Raw genomic sequence first — 20,120 nt, 5'->3', positions numbered from 1 at the left:
AATTAGAAGATTTGATCTAAGGAGATTATTCCTTTTATCAAGTCTTCTTTTTCTTTTCTATTTAAGCGCTTTATCTTATATTCATAAGACATAGCTAAGCTTTTGCTTTCGCATTCATGGGTGAAGACAAAAGAAACTGGAAGCCTTGCTCTTGTATACTTAGCACCCTTACCAAGATTATGGATTTTCAATCTTTCATCTAAATCTACCGTGTAACCAGTGTAGTAGCTATCATCAGAACACTTAACTATATATACATAAGCCTTATTCTCTTTCATTTATCAACCTCTTTATAAGATCATAAGAAAATGCTTTAGATGCCAAGTACCTATACATCTTTTGTTGGTCCTTATAATCTTCTAAATTTTTATTTTTAAACTTTTTATTAAACAAGATATTTGCATTTATATAATCAATATCATGATCATATTCATCCAGATATTTTTCATATAAATCAGGACTAATTCCTTTTTCTTTCATCTTAAATTCAGTAAACTTCAGAGAATAATTTTTAATATTTAAGCAATGATCCAAATAGGCTTTAGCGTAATAATCATCATTTAGTAGTCCGATTTTTTCGTAATGATTTATGACCTTATCTATGGCCTTGGTATTTTTTATATCCTTGTATAACCTATCAAATACCTCTTTTTTAGAACGCAACTTATAAGATATATATCTGTCAGCTTTCTTCTTAGCAATCTGATATTCATTCTCACCAATCAAGCTATTAAACTGGTCTATAGTTAATTCCATATCTTTTTTTAAGGATAATTCTTCATATACTTCATAGGAAATTATATATATATCTTCATCTATTGTTACATCAAACATAGATGTCTTTTCGTTGTATTTTATATTTTTTATAATCATATCTACCTCACATTTATGATATATATATTAGAAATTAAAGTCAAAGATATTCTTTTACAAATGGCTTAAATGCCGATTTATTTGACAATTTAGACAAAAGAATATATACTATTGCAAGTAAAGACGACTAAGGGAGGAATAATGGCAGAATTAAAATTTGAAATAGTTGAAAAATTAGGCGTTCTTTCTACTAAGTCAAACGGGTGGAGAAAAGAACTCAACCTAGTATCTTGGAATGAAAGAGATGCTAAATATGATTTAAGAGAATGGAATGAAGATTACACTCGTATGAGTAAGGGTGTGACTTTTACAGAAGAAGAAGCAGAAATATTAAAAAACATACTAGAAGACGAATTTGATAAATAAAAATAGGACCTAGTCGAGAAATTGATTAGGTCTTTCTAGTATAATTCATCAATTGAGGTAAGTACATGATATATGCAATTGCTGATTTACACCTTGATATTACTAAAGAAAAAGATATGTCAGTCTTTGGTGGAAATTGGGAAAACTATGAAGAAAAAATATTTAAAAATTGGCAAGCTACTATAAGAGAAGATGATCTTGTATTGATTGCTGGTGATATATCCTGGGCAATGAAAATTGATGATGTAAAATTAGATTTGGATAGAATTGAACAATTAAATGGAAGAAAAATTATCTTGAAAGGCAACCATGACTATTGGTGGCAAAGCTTAAGCAAGCTACAATCTCTAGACTATAAAACTATAGACTTTTTACAAAATAATTCATTCAGGTATAATGAAACTTTAATTGTAGGTACTAGAGGATGGGAAAGTCGAGATACTATAGGATTTGATGAATCTGATGAAAAGATTTTTTTAAGAGAGTTAAATAGGTTAGAACTATCTATTACCGATGCTCTAGCAAAGCATTCTGACTATAATGAAATAATAGCCATGATGCATTATCCACCATTTAATAAAAAAATGGAAGCCAATGAATTTGAAGAAATATTTAAAAAATATAATATAAAAAAAGTTGTATACGGACATATCCATGGTGACCAAGCCTTAAAAATGCCTAATGGTATGATTAATGGTATAAGATACTATTGTGTATCTGGTGATGCTATTGATTTTATGCCCGTTTTACTATCTAAAGAGGAGAATTATGATAAAGAATAAAGTTTTATTAACTCAAGAAGGAAAAGAAGAGCTTGAAAGAGAATTGGATACATTAATTCACGAAAAAAGAGCTGAAGCTTCAGAAAAGATAAAAATTGCGCGTGGTTTTGGTGACTTATCTGAAAATGCTGAATATGATGAGGCAAAAGATGAGCAAGCTAAAATTGAACTAAGAATTGCTGAAATTGAAGAGCAATTAAAAAATGTAGAAATTATTAAATCTACAAATAATAAGTCTGTGAAGACAGTACAAATTGGTGATAAAGTAAAAATAACCGAATTAAAAAGAGGCAAAGAATTAGAATTTATGATTGTTGGTACATTAGAAGCTGACGTAAGCAAAAATAAAATATCTAATGAATCTCCTTTAGGAAAAGCATTATTAAATACTAAGGTTGGTCAAATAATTGATGTAAAAACTAAAGCTGGTGTAGTACAATATAAATTAGACGAAATAATTAGATAAGGAAGGTAACAATGGCAGATAATAATGTTAATGAAATGCTTCAAATTAAAAGAGACAAATTAGCTAAATTGAAGGCTGATGGTAAAAATCCACATGAAATTGAAAAAGTAAATATAACTGCCATAGCTAAAGATTTAGTTGATAACTTTGAAGATAGTGAAGGTCAAACTTTTACTTTAGCAGGTAGGATTTTAAATGTTAGAACCTTCGGTAAAATTAGTTTCATGGTTTTACAAGATTCAAGTGGTCAAATACAAATTTTTAATAGACAAGATGAATTAGGTGATGAAGTATATGAAGCCAGCAAGCAATTGGATGCAGGTGATATAGTTTCATTCACTGGTAAGCTTATAAAGACTCAAACAGGAGAAGTTTCTATTCTTACACAAGAATTCCAACTTCTAACAAAGTCACTACAAATTTTACCAGAAAAATTTCATGGATTAAAAGATACAGACTTGAGATATAGACAAAGATATTTAGACTTAATCGTAAATCCAGAGGTAAAAGAAGTATTTAAAAAGAGAACAAAGATTATATCTGCCATCAGAGAATTTTTAGATAATAGAAACTTCTTAGAAGTTGAAACACCAATATTAAATACCATTGCTGGTGGAGCAAGTGCTAGACCATTTACAACCCACCACAATACCTTAGATATTGATATGTATCTAAGAATAGCTAATGAGCTATACCTAAAAAGACTTATAGTAGGTGGTTTTGATAAGGTTTATGAAATGGGAAGGATGTTCAGAAATGAAGGTATGTCACCAGTTCATAATCCAGAATACACCATGATTGAATTATATGAAGCATACTCTGACTATAATGATATGATGGAAATTTTAGAAAACATGGTATTAGAAATCAACCAAAAGGTTAACGGTGGAAACACTGTTGAATATCAAGGTACAACTATAGATTTTACAACACCTTGGAGACGTATAACCATGGTGGATGCTATTAAGGAACATGTTGGTATAGACTTCAACGAAGTAACAGATTTTGAAGAAGCTAAAAAATTAGCTTTAGATTATAAATTAGAAGTTAAAGAAAGTGATAAATTAGGAAATATAATTTTTGCATTCTTTGATGAATTCTGTGAAGATAAGATAATACAACCAACCTTTGTTACCCAACATCCGGTTGAAGTATCACCACTAGCAAAGAGAAATCCAGAAAATCCAGATTTTACAAATAGGTATGAAGCCTTCGTAATGGGTAAAGAAATAGCTAATGCTTATTCAGAGCTTAACGATGCTGAAGACCAAAGATCAAGATTTGAACACCAATTAGAATTAAGAGCCTCAGGTGATGAGGAAGCAACCTTACTAGACGAAGACTTCCTAAATTCTATTGAAGTTGGTCTTCCACCAACAGGTGGTTTAGGTATTGGTGTAGACAGACTTGTTATGTTCTTAACCAATCAAACTACAATTAGGGATGTTTTACTATTCCCAACAATGAAGCCGATGGCTAAGGATAAACCTGCAAATGCAGATCCACTAAAGAAAACTAGCCAAGAATGTGAATGTTCACAAGTAGAAAAGCTAGACTTATCAAAAGTTAAAATAGAACCATTATTTGAAGATATGATTGACTTTGAAACATTCTCAAAATCTGATTTAAGAGTGGTAAAAGTTATAAATTGTGAAGAAGTACCAAAATCTAAGAAATTATTGAAATTTACTTTAGATGATGGTTCTGAAAAAGAAAGAACAATTCTTTCAGGGATAAAAGACTATTATTCTGCTGAAGAATTAATCGGTAAGACTCTAGTAGCTATCACAAACCTACCACCAAGAAAAATGATGGGAATTGAATCAGAAGGTATGATTATATCAGCTGTATGTAAGTATGATGGTGAAGAAAAATTAAACTTATTAATGTTGGATAGTAATATTCCAGCAGGAGCTAAGTTATATTAGAATAATATGGTAAAATTGAAAAAAATTTGTAGACGATAGAAATTGATTCTGTCGTCTTTTTTATTCCATTTTCCAAGTCGATATCAAATTGAAGATTCATTGCGAATATGTTAATATATAAACATTATAAATGATTTATAAGGGAGAATTTTATGAAAAAAAAATTGCTTGTGATAGCTTTATTACTATCGCTTATGCTTACAGCTTGTTCTAATAAACAAGGTCAAGAAGTAAATACTAAAGATGAAACAAATGCTGAATCTTCAACTGACACAGTAAAAATAAAAGATTTAACAGGTGAGCTAGAAGTTAGGAAAAATCCTAAAAAAGTCGCAGCGCTTGATAATAGGACTTTTGAAACTCTTGAAAACTGGGGAATCAAATTAGTTGCAGCTCCAAAAGCAGTTATGCCTTCAACAAGTGGTTACATAACAGATGAAGCAATCGCTGATATTGGAAACCATAGGGAGCCAAATTTAGAAGCCCTAGCAGCTGCAAATCCAGACCTTGTAATTGTTGGTCAAAGATTTGGGTCTCATTATGATGAGATTAAAAAACTTTTGCCTAAGGCAGATATTATTAATCTTAACTGGGACGTAAGTAAAGACGCAGAAAAACCAGGTGAGAATTTAATAAATGGATTCAAAGATTCAATAGATAGTCTTGGGGCTATTTTCGACAAAAAAGCTGAAGCAGATGAATTAAAGAAAAACCTTGATAATTCAATTACAAAGGCAAAAGAAGCATATAAAGGCGGAAGCGTTGTTTCCGTAGTAGTATCTGGTGGAGAAATTGGATATTCAGCTCCTGGTTTTGGTAGGGTATGGGGCCCATTATTCCAAGTTCTTGATTTAACCCCTGCTATAGAAATAGACAATACTTCGAGTGACCACAAGGGTGATGAAATATCTGTAGAAGCAATAGCTCAAGCAAATCCAAAGTATTTACTTGTTTTAGATAGGGATGCTGCTACTACAAACACTGGTGAAGAATCAATTCCGGCAAGTGACGTTATAGAAGGTTCACAAGCTTTGAAAAATGTTGAAGCTATTAAAGATTCAAATATTTATTACGCACCAGCCGATACCTTTACTAATGAATCACCACAAACCTTCATTAAAATTTTTGAAGGCCTAGCAGACTTATTTTCTAAGTAATGAAAAATACTAAATATACTAAAAAAATCGATAAATCTTTGATATTTCTTATAGTCCTAGTAATCTTCACGGCTACAATATCCATTTTCACAGGGGTCTACAATATAAGCGACCATGATGAAGGATGGAGAATGATATTTATAACTAGGATACCAAGGACCTTAAGTCTTATGCTGACAGGTGTTGCTATGGCCATGTCAGGTATAGTGATACAACTTATTACTCAAAATAAGCTTGTTGAACCTACAACCACAGGAACAATTCAATGGGCAGGTTTAGGTTTGATTTTAGCATATATTATTGTACCTTCTGCAAGTTTGTTTATAAGAACTACATCTGCCATAGTATTTTCCTTTCTTGGTTCAATGATATTTTTCGTATTATTAAGAAATATTAAATTGAAATCATCATACTTTGTACCAATTTTAGGTATAATGATGGGTGCAGTTGTATCTGCATTTACAACTTTTATAGCTCTTGAATTCAATATGAGCCAGTCGCTTGAAATATGGTTTGCTGGTTCATTTACTCAAATTCAAAGAGGTAGATACGAATATCTTTATATAATAATATTGGTTACAATTGTTATATATTATTTTGCGAACAGATTAACCATTATAGGTCTTGGAGAAGATGTATCAACGAATCTCGGTTTAAACTATAAAAAGATATTGCTTATTTCTATTGCTATGGTATCAATTACTACAGGAGTAGTTGCTTCTGTTGTAGGAAATGTTCCCTTCCTTGGGATTATAGTACCAAATCTTGTTTCTATGTATAGGGGAGATAATCTAAAAGATAATCTTCCTTATGCTTGTTTGAGTGCTATGTTAGTAATAATTATAGCTGACCTCATAGGGAGAACTATTATAGCTCCTTTTGAAGTTCCAGTTTCACTAATACTTGGATCTATCGGTGCTATAGTATTTTTAATTATAATTTTTACTAAAGGAGGGAAAAAATGAGAGATATTTCATTTAGGACAAGTAAAGAAAAACAAAAATATTTTATGATCTTATCAATCTTGATTTTCCTTACTTTAGTAAGCATATATGGACTACTAACTTATAATAATCCTGTAGCTATAGATTCACCATCATTTTTACCAGTTATTAAAAGAAGGCAGAATGCCATTATAGCCATGCTAATAGCGGCAACTTGCCATGCTTTTGCTACATTACTTTTCCAAACTGTTACAAATAATAGGATCATAACGCCATCTTTATTAGGTTTTGAAGCTGTATACTCAACAATAAATACTGCTACTATGTATTTTTTAGGAATAAATAGCTTTATAGCCTTGTCAGGGATGACCTTTTATCTTAGTCAAATAGGAATCATGATTTTAATAAGCTTACTTTTATTTTCTACCCTATTAAAAAAAGATAGGGGAGTAGATTTTCTATTATTGGTTGGTATAATAATGGGTCAGGGACTAAGGTCTATATCAGCATTCATGAGAAGATTGCTATCTCCATCAGAATTTGATGTTTTACAAGCTAAGTTGTTTGCCTCTGTAAATAATTCTGACTCATCATACTTTTTGATTTCAGCAATACTTGTAGTGCTTGTAGTCGGAATAATTTTTTCAAGACGTTCTAAGTTAAATGTAATAGGTTTAGGATCAAGTGCCTCAACAAATCTAGGTATTGATTATAAAAAAACAGTTATATACTCTCTTATAGGAATAAGTATACTAATGAGTGTATCTACAGCTTTAATTGGCCCAATGAACTTTTTTGGTTTTTTAATAGTAAGTCTAACTTATGAATTTGCTAACACCTACGACCACAAATATTTATTTATGATGGCCTTATTCCTAGCATTTTTCATATTAACTACTTCTTACTTTATAATGAACCATATATTTAATGCCAACGGCGTCGTATCAATTTTAATCGAATTAGTTGGCGGTCTATATTTCATCTATATAGTATTTAGAAAGGGAAAAAGATGATTAAATTAGAAAATGTTACAAAGTACTATAGCGATGAAACAGTTATAGGTCCACTAAACTTTGAAATAAAGGAAGGTGGCTTCAATTCAATAATAGGTCCCAATGGTGCCGGAAAATCCACAACACTTTTAATGATTGGAAGGCTTTTAGATATGGATACTGGGAAAATTACTGTAGGAGGAATGGATTTAAATTCATGTCCAAGTGAAGAGTTAGCAAAAATGCTATCCATCCTAAGACAAGAAAATAATTTTACTTCTAGGTTAACCGTAAAGCAATTAGTTTCATTCGGTAGGTATCCATATTCAAAAGGTAGACTTACAGAAAGAGATATGGAAATAATTGATAAATATATAAAGTTCCTAGAATTGAAAGCCTTTGAAAATAGATACTTAGATGAACTGTCAGGAGGGGAAAGGCAAAGAGCCTATGTTGCTATGGTCCTAGCTCAAAATACTAAATATGTACTCCTAGATGAGCCTCTAAATAACTTAGATATAGCAAGATCAGTTACCATGATGAAGTATTTAAGAAAGGCCTGTGACGAGCTTGGAAGGACAATAGTATTAGTCATACACGATATAAACTTTGCTGCTGCATTTTCAGATAGAATTTTTGCTATGAAAAATGGTAAGCTAATACTTGAAGGAAGTGTAGACGAAGTTATGGATTCTAAGACCTTATCCGCTATATTTGAAACAGAGATAAATGTAATTGATAGCCCATATGGGAAGATTGCTGTTTATAATTAGATAACAAAAGACGATAGATTTTTTCTATCGTCTTATTTTTAATCTTTTATATTATTGTATATTACAAGCTTTAATGATATTATTATAATTAAATTAAAATGAATTATTATATGTTTATGGAGGAAAACATGTTAGGGAGACGCAAAAAAATTTATTCTTTCATATTAGCTATGCTTTTAATAGTTAGTCATTTAAATCCTGTATATGGACAAGCTTTGGATAAAAATGTATCAGAAGCTTCTAATGTTCAAACTGATGAAAACATAGTTAATAATGAATATGAATTAAATATTGTAGATGGTATTTTATATGGATTTGTAAAAGGGAAAGAACCTAGTGAAGCCATAAATTTAGTTATACCATCTGAAGTTAAAAAGATTGAAAAACGTGCATTTTACAACAGTAAAGTGATTAAATCAGTTGATTTTTCTAAGACAAATGATTTATATATTAGTGATCACGCTTTTCAAAATGCAAGTTTAAAAGATGAAATAAATTTAAGTGGTGTTTTAAGTATAGGAAAATATTCATTTTCAGATAATGAAATTATATCTATCAAAAATTCTAAATTAGAAAGTATTGGCGAGTATGCTTTTAGACAAAATAAAATTTCTAATTTAGATTTAAATGTAGAGAATATAGATAATTTTGCTTTTGAAGAAAATCAAATAACAAAAGTTAATATTACTAGTGAACAAGCACCTTTACTAGGTAAAGCTGTATTTCAGTCTAATCCTTTAACAGAACTTACCTTAAATACACCCGATTTTGATATTTCAGAAGATTTATTCTTAGGTCTTAGTAAACAGGTAAGTGTTAAGTTTGATAACACCAAACAAACAAGTAAAGATAAGTCTTCATATTTAGTAAATCCTATTGAGATTACAATTAATTATATTAAAAATGAAGATAAATCAAATATCGGGTCAAGAACAGAGTTAGTAGAAAGGGATGCAAGTCCTTACGAAATTGCAGAACCAATATTAGAAGGCTATAAGTTACTCCCATCAGAAGATTATACACTTGAAGATGGCGAAATTTTATTTATTAAAAGTCAAATTGACTTGCTATTTGAAGAAAATTACGATCCTGAAATTAGATTTTCTAGCAAAAAACAATCCTTGTATTTTGCTGGTGCTGAAATTTCAACCAACGATATTTTAAGTGATGTTTATATTAAAAAAATCAATGGTGAAGTAGTTCCGGCAATTGATGAAAACGGTAATGTACTTAAGGGTTTAAGTTTTGAACCTAATACATTAGATAAAAATGTTAGCACACAGCTTGTTAAATTTACATATACAGAAAATGGAAAAACTGTGCTTAATGAGTTTACTTTCTCCAGATCACAAACTGATATTATGAAACAAGAGATTGGCAATGGCTGGAGATATGAAGATTTCAAATATGATCGAGATGCTTTGTTAGGATTTAGCGAGATAGGTTTAGCTAAAATTAATAATGGTAATAGAGACCTTGTTTTACCAGGTATAAATCCTTTGAATGGACAAAATATAAAATCTATAAGAAGTTCTGCCTTTACTAAAAAAGATATAAATTACGTTGATTTTTCTAGATTAACAGATTTAGAAGTAATAAGCGCTAATAGTTTTAGTGGAAATAATATTAAATCGGTAAACTTTGCTAAAGCTACATCTTTAAAAATAATCGAAGCACGTGCTTTTGAAAATAATGAATTATTATCTATTGATTTATCAAATACAAAAATAGAATCAATTAAAAATGCAGCCTTTGCTAATAATCTAATTGAGAATTTCAAATTAAATAAAGTAACTATTAGAGAGATATTATCTGAAGCTTTTTCAGACAATAAAATTAAAGAAATTATATTTAATGGAGAAAATGGTGATTATGCAAATTTAGAGAAAATTGATGGTAAAACTTTCTCTTCTAATCCATTAAAATCATTTATTCTTAGAGATCTACCTAAATTAGAAGGAGAAATATACGTATATAGTAGATTAGATAATCTTGAATTAGAAAATCTACCTCTTGTTAAAGTTATTAATAGACATAAAACTTTTGATAGCGTTTATGCAGATATAAAAAACATTAAAATTGATAATTTAGAAAGTTTAGCAGAAATTGGTAACTGTGCTTTTGATTATCATGATAAATATTCAGGTGAAAGAAATATTTCTATTAGTAATCTACCAAACTTAGAAGTTATTGGTGAAGAAGCTTTTCAAAATAATTATCAAAATGAGATGTTTATAATAAATGCATCCAAACTTCATACAATAAAGAAATCTGCATTTAGAAACAATTTAATTAGTGATTTAGATTTAACAAAATTTCCTAATTTAAAATATATAGGACCTTTATCTTTTAGTAAAGGCGCATATGAGATAAAAGTTCCTTATACAAATATAAATATCTCTGGATTAAAAAATCTAGAAAAAATAGATTATAGAGCTTTTGATTCAGGGGTAGTTTTAGATAGATATAAGAAAGATATAGTTTCTTTAAATCTAGCTGATTTACCTAAATTGATGACAATTGGAGATAGTGCCTTTAATGGATTAAATATAAAAGATTTAACAATCAAAAATATTCCTGAATTAGAGACTTTACAAGGTTTTGATCATAATAAGTTAGAAAAATTAGTCATCAAAGATTTACCAAAAGTTAGGTATTTAGGTGGATTTAAGGGTAATACTATAGAATCATTAGAAATTGATTTGGAGTCATTAGAAGAAATTGGTGAAAAAGCATTTGAAAGTTATAATTCAATAGAATCCAAGTTTACAGAAAAATTTGATATCAGGGCACCTAAATTGAGAAAAATTGGGAAATATGCTTTTGAAAGTATAAGAAGAGAAGAAATAGATTTATCTAAATTTACTTCATTAGAAGAAATTGGCCAAAATGCATTTGTAAAAGATTATCCTTATGATAGTAAATTAAAAAATATCATATTCCCAGAAACTGATAAAGCTATTGCAATTCACAATAAGGCTTTTAATTTAATTAGTTCGGAAAAAGATTTTTCTGATCAAAAAAATATTAAATTACAACCCTTAGCTCATAAATTTATATCGGCATCATTAATCAATTCAATTATTCTTGATAGTAGCAAGAATTTACAGGTTAATTATGATGATCCGAATTTTAATAAAAACTTTCCAGTCAATGATCCTGTTGTTTTTTATATTAAAAATAATGATGTAGATGGTGATGGTATTGCAGATATAACTTCTAAAGATGGACTTTTAATTAATCCACAAACTATAACAATAAAGCCGTATTATATTGGGGAAGATGGCGATAAACACTATTTCAAAGAAAGAGAATATATACTAACTTCAAATAGAGAAATAGAGCCACCTATAATAAGTGGATTTAAAAATAAAATTGATAAAATAGACCCTGAGTATACAAATTTAACTTTCAATGAAAATAAAGTAATTGAAGTAGAATATGAAAGAATTTTAGCTACTGATACTGTAAATGTAGATTTTAAAATTGAAAAATTAAACAAGGAAGATGAAATTTTCAATCTGAGATATTACAGCTCAAATGAAGCTAAGTATCAGATAACTATAAATAATTCAGGACAAAATGAGGATTCGGACTTAAGAGACATTATTGTAGATATTCAACTTCCTGATCATTTTGATCCGGATTTAATAGATATACCAAATATAAATAACGTAAAAGGTCTTGAAATTTTAAATATTGACCCTGTAGAAGGGACCATAAAATTAAAAATTGATAAGTTAGATAGGGCAAGCTCAATAAAAATTCCTGGTATTTTTAAATTCCTTCCTTATGAAACACCTCAAGATTTCGAAGGGAATGTCAAAGCGAAAATAAGTTTTGCTTATAAGGATGATAGAAAAGTACTTACATCGGAAACTACAAATTATAAGGCAAAATATGAAGAACCAATATTTTATAAAAAAGCCCTGGACCATATCAGCTTAAGCACTTCTATTGCAGAAGATTTGGAAATAAAATATAAGTTTGATATAGAAAAAGTTTATAGAAAATTAGAGCAATACACTATCTATGATAAATTGCCGACATATACTGCTGTAGAAGATGGTAAAGAAGTAACTAGAATTGCTAAATTTGATCCGGATAAAAACCCTGGTTGGGTAGTGATTGAAGAAAATGAAGGAATTCCTACTAAAATTAAATATACACTTGATAATCTAGATTTTATAGATTATAAGCAATTTAATTATACAAAACATGGAAGCGCAATGAAGTTTCCTGAACTTCTTTTAGACTTCCCAAATGCAAAAGCAGATCAGTCTATAACAAACTCTTCTGATTTTAAAGGAAATATTTTAAAACCTGAATTTGATGATAAGGATTTCGATAAGCATGCCCATGTTTCTACAAAATTGAAATATGACCCGATAGAGAATCCGAGTGAGTTCAAAAAGAGAGTTAACAAAGAACTTATCCCTCTATATCCTGGTAAAGAAAAAGAAATAATAGTATGGGATATAGATTATAAGAATAAAAGTTTTATTAAATCATCAGACGGATCTATGGATGAAAATTACGAAATTAAAGCTGAGAATATCGTAATAAATGACTATATTTACTTTTATTCTTATCCTAATATGTATGAACAATATTATTCAGTCATACCAGGAAGAGATGCATCTATTTCCTTGATAAAGGATACTTCTACATCTAAAAAGGAATATAGTGAGAAAGATATACTCCTTAAAAAAGAAGTAAATGCTGGAGAAGAGTTCTTAATTCCTAAAGATATGGCTGACAAAGTTAAATTGATTCAAGTTAACTATAAAGATGTATCTTTGGCATATGGAGAATCAATCAATACACAAATTAGAACTACTACTAAAGATTACGATGAGAAAATGAGTAGTTATCATGATGACTTTAACTATGCAGAAATGTTTTATGATACTGTTAGATACGAAAAGAATGACCCAAGTAAAGGTACTAAACAGAATTCACTTAGCTTAAAAGATTCTGCTAAAGTAAGATTTGAGACTCAGAAACTCAGTTCAAATGTGTATAAGGAACAAAAGAAATCTGGATACAATTCATCAAACAATCAAGTTATTGATTATAAGATTGGTTCAAGATTGTATAACAATAATTATAATAAACTGATTTCTAGATATCCTGTTAAAGATTTTAAACAGGTAGATATTTTACCAGCATATTTAAATATTCTAAGTATAGAAATGTCTGATGAGTTCAAAGATTTTTCAGGTCATTATAAGATTGAAGCTCTAGAAGATGGAAGAACTAAGATTACATTTACTACAAATTATATAAATATGCCTGTTGATAGAAATGTAGATATAGCAAATATTCAAGTTGAAGTCTTACCAGAAGCACCTAATAATACTAGGATTATAAATGGAACATATAATGACTTTTCTAATAAAGAATTAGAGAGAAGAGATACAAGGAAAATATCTTTAGAGAATGATAAAGAACTATCTTATAAAGAAGTTTCATTTGAGTTGTTGAGACCACAAAAATCAGATGCTTATAAATATGTTAGAAAATTAGGCGAAAATTGGACTAAATCACTATTTATTCAACCAGGCGACAAGATTCAATATCTCTTATCTATAAATGAGATAAATAATACAACTAGGAAAGATGTATCTTTAGTTGACATATTCCCATATAAAGATGATATAACAATTGTAGAAAACCAAGCAGGATTAAGAGATCCTCGTAAATCTCAGTTTTCCAATGTATATAAAGGAATAGAAAGCATCCAATATATAGATTCTACTGGAAAGGTATGGGATTATACTGATAAATTCGAAGTTTCATATATAAATGATCTAAATGGTCACCCAGTTACTATAGCAAATGGAAGAATTGATGAATGGGCAGAAAGTAAGGCTGGAAATATTCAGAGAGGAAACCCAGCTGGTATAGTGTTAAAAACTAAGGAAGGTGTTGAACTAAAAGGCCCATATAATCTTAAAGTCATTATAAATATGGAAGTACCAGGTAGAGATGTATTTCCACTTGATAAATATGATGAATGGGAAAATAGGGCTGCTTTAAATTCATTTGCACGTAAAGATGATTCAATAGATCGTTATATTGAAACAAATCCTGTAATAAATACATTAGTAGCCCCATCCAGAGATATTTATTTCAAAAAAGTTGATGAGAATGGGAAACCATTAGCAAATTCTAAATTTGTATTGAAAATGAAAGATCACAAAGATAAGTTCGCCTATTCTGACCACGAAGGAAATATAATATTTAGAGATATTCCTTTTAAGGAATTCACCGTACATGAAGTAAATCCTACTAGTGGATATAAGTTAAATCTTGAAAAATACTTCAAAGATGGAAGCTATGTAGAAGATGAAAGTGTACTACACACATTTAAAAATGAAAGACAACCAGACCCAGGAAAACCTGAATATAAAGTTGTAATCAACAAGAAAGACCATGATGGAAAAGCTCTAGCCAATGTTAGATTTGAATTAAAATCTTTTGTTGATGGAAAAACCTATATCAAAGACACTGACAAAAATGGAAGGATTGAATTTACTGGTTTATACAAAGGCTCATATAAACTTTCTGAGATTAGAACTGTAAATAATTTACAAGCAATTGAAGATATTTTCTTTGAGATAAATGAAGAAGATGATGAAAACAAGGATAAGACATTTACATTTGATTTAGTCAATGATAAGTATAAAGTTAATCTCTATAAGATTGGTATGTATCATTACGATAAAATTGAGGAAGATACAGATTTATATACTTCATCAGGTAAGCCATTGTCAGGAGTACAGTTCAATCTATATGAATACAATAGTGGAGATAAAAAATTAATATCTAAGAAGATAACAGATGAAAAAGGATTAATTCAATTTACTGGATTATCAGGAAATGTAATTTATGCACTAGAAGAGATAAGTACTCCAAATTCCTATGTAAAAAATGAAGATTTAATACTGTTTAAGATAGGTGAGAAGGGTAAAGTTTATAGACTTATTTCTGACGGTGATAAAGGTTATAAAGAAGTTCCATACAAAGAAAATGGACTTGTAGTATCTAACTATCCTGCGAGAAAGTTAAGTTCTGTAGAAGTTATTAAACAAGATGAACTTGGAGAAAAACTTCAAGGTGCAGAATTTACTTTATACAAAGAAGATAAAGGAAAATATACAGAATTTGCTAAATCAAGTTCGGGAGAAAATGGTGTAGCTAGATTTGAAAACTTGCCATATGGTGGTTACAGACTTGTAGAATCTAAAGCACCAGTCGGTTATTCTAGTTTAAATACAGTAAAAACATTTGTATTAGATGGAAAAGAAGCAAAAACACTTAGTTTTGATTATGTAAATAAAGAAACAAAACTAAGAATCATTAAGGTTGAAAAACTTGCAGGTGCCTTCTCAACTGAAGAGGAAGCTTTAGACTATAAGAAACAATTAAACGATGATAAAGGTGTATTTATTAAAAACAATACAGTTTATAGGTCACTTACAGGTGCCATGTTTGAACTTTGGGATGGAGATAATGTAATAAAACCACTATCGACTGATGAGAATGGATACACTGTGTATGGTTACAATAAGTTAGATGTTGATAAGACCTATACACTAAAAGAAATCAAAGCTCCAGAAGGTTATAATCAAGCTAGAGAAATAACTATTAAAGGTTCTGAATTTAATAAAAATTCAGAAAAAGAAATCCTGCTTGAAAATAAGAAACAATCTGGAGAATTAAAAATTTATAAGTATTCTGAAGAAAAGGGAGTTACTTTAGAAGGAGTTACATTCGCATTATTTGGATCTGAAGAAGATGCTAAAACCAATAAAAATGCTCTTTATACAACTGATAAGACAAATTCTAACGGATACACAATTCTTAAAGACATTGCTTATGGAACATACTATCTAAAAGAAATTGATTCACCATTAGAATATAAAGTTTCTGATGAAATTAGGAAAATAGAAATAAATGAACAAACTACATCAATAACAGTGAGTTTCTATAATGAAACTACAACTAAGGAACTTTTAATCCTTAAAAAAGATAGTACTGGAAAAGCACTTAAAGGTGCAAAATTCGAGTTGTATAGAAAAGCTGATGATATCTATACAAAAGACACGCTAGTCGCTACAGCTATAAGTGACGAGAATGGTCATATAAAATTTGAGGGACTACCAGTGTCTGGTAAGTACTACATTAAAGAAGTTTCTGCACCTGATGGATATCTAGCTTTTGAAGGCAAAGTTGATATTGATGATTTGTTAAATAATGATTATAAAGATGAAAATCAAATAACTGTTATTAACAAAAAATTGATGAATTTGGAAGTTAAAAAGGATTGGAAAGATAGTAAAGGGGAAATTTTAGAAGCACCAGTAGATAAAATTTCTGTACAACTTTATAGAAATGATGAAAAGATTGGTGAGCCTATAAGTTTAGAGTCTTCTAACAACTGGACGTATAAGTTTGAAAATCTAGAATCACATAATCCAGAGACTTTTGAAGAGTATAAATATAGTGTGAAGGAAATTTATGAAGATAGAGAAGTTGAAGCTGGAACATGGATTAAGTTTGGAAATTATAATTTCGTAAACTCCTATTCTGAAATTTCAGAAGGAACCATTACAATTACTAATACAAGAGAAGATCTGATTGAAATAGAAGGCTCTAAGACTTGGGATGATAAAAACAACCAAGATGGAATTAGACCAAATTCAATTAAGGTAAATCTTTTAGCCAATGGTGAAATTGTTGAAACAAAAGAAGTAACAGCTGAAGATAACTGGACATGGAAGTTCACTGGATTAGCTAAATACGCTAAAGGCGAAGAAATTAAGTACACAATTTCAGAAGAACCAGTAAAAGGCTATGAAACAACAGTTGATGGATTTAATGTAACCAATACTCATAAGACAGAAACTATTGAAATTGAGGGATCTAAGACTTGGGAAGACAAAGATAACCAGGATGGAAAGAGACCAGAGAGTATCAAGATTAATCTTCTAGCTAATGGAGAGGTAGTTGAAACAAAAGAAATTTCAGCTAAAGATAAGTGGACATGGAAGTTTACTGCTTTACCTAAGTATGCTAGTGGTCAGGTAATTGAATATACAATTACAGAAGATCCAGTAGAAGGTTATGAAACAACAGTTGATGGATTTAATTTAACTAATACACACAAACCAGAAACGATTGAAATTGAAGGATCTAAAACTTGGGATGATAATAATGACCAAGATAGAATTAGACCAGAATCGATTACAATCACTTTATTAGGAAATGGTAAGAAAGTAGTTGAAAGAGAAATATCAATTAAAGATAATTGGTCATGGAAGTTTGTTGATTTACCTAAATATGCTGAAGGTAAAGAAATAGAGTATACAATCGCTGAAAACAAAGTAGATGGATACGAGTCAAAAATTGATAAATTTAATGTAACAAACACTCATAAACCAGAAACGATTGAAATTGAGGGATCTAAGACTTGGAATGATAAAGACAACCAAGATGGAATTAGACCAAAATCAATTACAATAAATCTTCTAATAAATGGGGAACTTGTAGAGACTAAAGAAGTAACAGCTAAGGATAACTGGACATGGAAGTTTACAGGATTAGCTAAATATGCTGAAGGTGAAGAAATCAAGTACACAATTACAGAAGAACCGGTTGAAGGCTATGAAACAACAGTTGATGGATTTAATGTAACCAATACTCATAAACCAGAAATAATTGAAATTGAGGGATCTAAGACTTGGGATGACAAAGATAACCAAGATGGAATTAGACCAGAATCAATTACAATAAAACTTTTAGCAAATGGAGAAATTATTGAAACAAAAGAAGTTTCAGCTAAGGACAATTGGACATGGAAGTTTACTGAATTAGCTAAGTATGCTGATGGAGAAGAAATCAAGTATACGATTACTGAAAATTCGGTTAAAGGATATTCAACATTATATAAAGATTTTGATATAGTAAATGAATACACTCCAGAAAAGACTTCAATAACAGTATTAAAAAATTGGGATGATAATAATAATCAAGACGGTATTAGACCAAAATCTTTAATAATAAAATTGCTTGCTGATGGTAAAGATACAGGTAAAACTTTAGAATTATCACAGAATAATAATTGGAAAGATTCATTTACTGAACTTGATGTATACAAAGATGGAAAAGAAATATTGTATACAATTGAAGAAGAAAAAGTAAGTGGATATGACATTATAAAAATAACTGGGAATCTATCAGAAGGATTTGTGATTATAAATACACATATGCCAGAAACGATTGAAATCGAAGGTTCCAAGATATGGGAAGATAATAATAATCAAGATGGAACAAGGCCAAATTCTATTAAGATAAATCTCTATGCAAATGACGAATTTGTTGAAAGTAAAGAGGTGACATCTAAAGACAGATGGGCATGGAAGTTCACCAAATTACCTAAGTATGCAGAAGGAAAAGAAGTAAAGTATACAATAACTGAGGACCCAGTTGACAAGTATGAAACAGAAATTGACGGCTTCAATATAAAAAATATACACGTACCAGAAACAATTGAAATTAAAGGTTCTAAGACTTGGAATGACAACAATAACCAGGATGGAATTAGACCAGAATCAATTACAATAAATCTTCTAGCAAATGGGGAACTTGTAGAGACTAAAGAAGTATCAGTTAAAGATAACTGGACATGGAAGTTTACAGGATTAGCAAAATACGCTAAAGGAGAAGAAATCAAGTACACAATTTCAGAAGAACCAGTAAAAGGCTATGAAACAACAATTGATGGATTTAATATAACAAATACTCATATACCAGAAACAATTGAAATTGAGGGATCCAAGACTTGGGATGACAACAATAACCAGGATGGTATTAGACCTGAGAGTATCAAGATTAATCTTCTAGCTAACGGAGAAGTAGTTGAGACTAAAGAAGTAACTGCTAAAGACAACTGGACATGGAAGTTCACGGAATTAGCTAAGTATGCTAATAGTCAAGAAATTGAATATACAATAACCGAAGATCCAGTAGAAGGCTATGAAACAAAAGTTGAAGGCTTCAACGTCACAAATACACATGAGGTAGAAACTGTTGAAGTATTCGGTTCTAAGACTTGGGAAGACAAAGATAACCAGGATGGAGTTAGACCTAAGAGTATCAATATTAATCTTCTAGCAAATGATGAAATTGTTGAAACTAAGAAGGTCACTGAATTAGATAAGTGGTCTTGGAAATTTACTAATTTAGCAAAATATGCCCAAGGTAAAGAAATCAGGTATACAGTTACAGAAGAACCAGTTGAAGGATATGAAACAACAATTGATGGATTCAACATCACCAATACTCATAGACCAGAAACTATTGAAATTGAGGGATCTAAAACTTGGGATGATAAAGACAACCAAGATGGAATTAGACCAAACTCAATTACAATAAATCTTCTAGCAAATGGTGAAATTGTTGAAACAAAAGAAGTAACAGCAAAAGAAAACTGGTCATGGAAATTTACTAGTTTCGCAAAATATGCTGAAGGTAAAGAAATTGAGTATACTATTTCTGAAAATAAAGTAGATGGTTATGAAACAAAAGTTGATGGTTTTAATTTAATAAATACCTATTTACCTAAAGATAAAGAAAAACCAAAGGCGCCAAAAACTGGTGATGACATGGTTTTAAGCTTATACCTTGGATCATTAGTAGTAGGATTTATAGTGCTTTATTATATAAATAAAAAAGTAATAGAATAGTTTTATAAAATAAATAATTCAATACTTTTTTAAGTAATATTTAATAAAAAACGTCCTTAAAAGTTAGAAATAACTTTAAAGGACGT

11 protein-coding genes are annotated in these 20,120 nt (G+C 29.8%); 9 read left to right on the top strand and 2 right to left on the bottom strand.

Going from position 1 to position 20,120, the window contains the following annotated elements; genetic code table 11:
* Nucleotides 1–2: 2 nt before the first annotated feature.
* Together C4Q29_RS00870 and C4Q29_RS00865 are read right to left on the bottom strand one after the other, a co-directional pair.
* Nucleotides 3–278, bottom strand: a complete 276-nt coding sequence (locus tag C4Q29_RS00870; RefSeq protein WP_103980936.1) for a GIY-YIG nuclease family protein — start codon at nt 276–278, stop codon at nt 3–5.
* Nucleotides 265–873, bottom strand: a complete 609-nt coding sequence (locus C4Q29_RS00865) for a regulatory protein RecX (protein WP_103980935.1) — start codon at nt 871–873, stop codon at nt 265–267. Before C4Q29_RS00865 ends, C4Q29_RS00870 begins: the two co-directional genes overlap by 14 nt.
* 141 nt (nt 874–1,014) lie before the next feature.
* On the opposite strand from C4Q29_RS00865, the gene C4Q29_RS00860 reads away from it, so the two are divergent.
* The 9 genes from C4Q29_RS00860 (at nt 1,015) to C4Q29_RS00820 (ending at nt 20,034) form a co-directional block, all read left to right on the top strand.
* Nucleotides 1,015–1,239: a YdbC family protein gene (locus tag C4Q29_RS00860; protein ID WP_103980934.1), complete on the top strand. Its 225-nt coding sequence runs from the start codon at nt 1,015–1,017 to the stop codon at nt 1,237–1,239.
* Nucleotides 1,240–1,304: 65 nt separating this feature from the next.
* On the top strand, nt 1,305–2,021 hold the full coding sequence (locus C4Q29_RS00855; protein WP_103980933.1) for a metallophosphoesterase: 717 nt from the start codon (nt 1,305–1,307) through the stop codon (nt 2,019–2,021).
* Entirely contained in the window at nt 2,008–2,487 is a 480-nt protein-coding gene (gene greA, locus C4Q29_RS00850; protein WP_103980932.1) for a transcription elongation factor GreA, read from the top strand. Before C4Q29_RS00855 ends, greA begins: the two co-directional genes overlap by 14 nt.
* Before the next feature lie 11 nt (nt 2,488–2,498).
* A complete protein-coding gene (gene lysS, locus C4Q29_RS00845; protein WP_103980931.1) occupies nt 2,499–4,415 on the top strand; it encodes a lysine--tRNA ligase in 1,917 nt (638 codons plus the stop codon).
* 152 nt (nt 4,416–4,567) lie between these two features.
* Nucleotides 4,568–5,572 (top strand): siderophore ABC transporter substrate-binding protein, encoded by a 1,005-nt coding sequence (locus C4Q29_RS00840; RefSeq protein WP_103980930.1) that lies wholly within the window; start codon nt 4,568–4,570, stop codon nt 5,570–5,572.
* Nucleotides 5,572–6,537 (top strand): ABC transporter permease, encoded by a 966-nt coding sequence (locus tag C4Q29_RS00835; RefSeq protein ID WP_103980929.1) that lies wholly within the window; start codon nt 5,572–5,574, stop codon nt 6,535–6,537. Before C4Q29_RS00840 ends, C4Q29_RS00835 begins: the two co-directional genes overlap by 1 nt.
* Entirely contained in the window at nt 6,534–7,529 is a 996-nt protein-coding gene (locus C4Q29_RS00830; RefSeq protein WP_103980928.1) for an iron chelate uptake ABC transporter family permease subunit, read from the top strand. The genes C4Q29_RS00835 and C4Q29_RS00830 overlap by 4 nt, the downstream gene beginning before the upstream one ends.
* Entirely contained in the window at nt 7,526–8,281 is a 756-nt protein-coding gene (locus tag C4Q29_RS00825; protein WP_103980927.1) for an iron ABC transporter ATP-binding protein, read from the top strand. The genes C4Q29_RS00830 and C4Q29_RS00825 overlap by 4 nt, the downstream gene beginning before the upstream one ends.
* A gap of 128 nt (nt 8,282–8,409) precedes the next feature.
* Nucleotides 8,410–20,034: a Cna B-type domain-containing protein gene (locus C4Q29_RS00820; RefSeq protein WP_159459176.1), complete on the top strand. Its 11,625-nt coding sequence runs from the start codon at nt 8,410–8,412 to the stop codon at nt 20,032–20,034.
* Nucleotides 20,035–20,120 lie beyond the last annotated feature (86 nt).

It is taken from the genome of Helcococcus massiliensis (assembly GCF_900258485.1).
In the GTDB taxonomy this organism is placed as follows: domain Bacteria; phylum Bacillota; class Clostridia; order Tissierellales; family Peptoniphilaceae; genus Helcococcus; species Helcococcus massiliensis.
The sequence above is the reverse complement of the archived record's forward strand: the minus strand, read 5'-3'. Positions and strand labels throughout refer to the sequence as shown.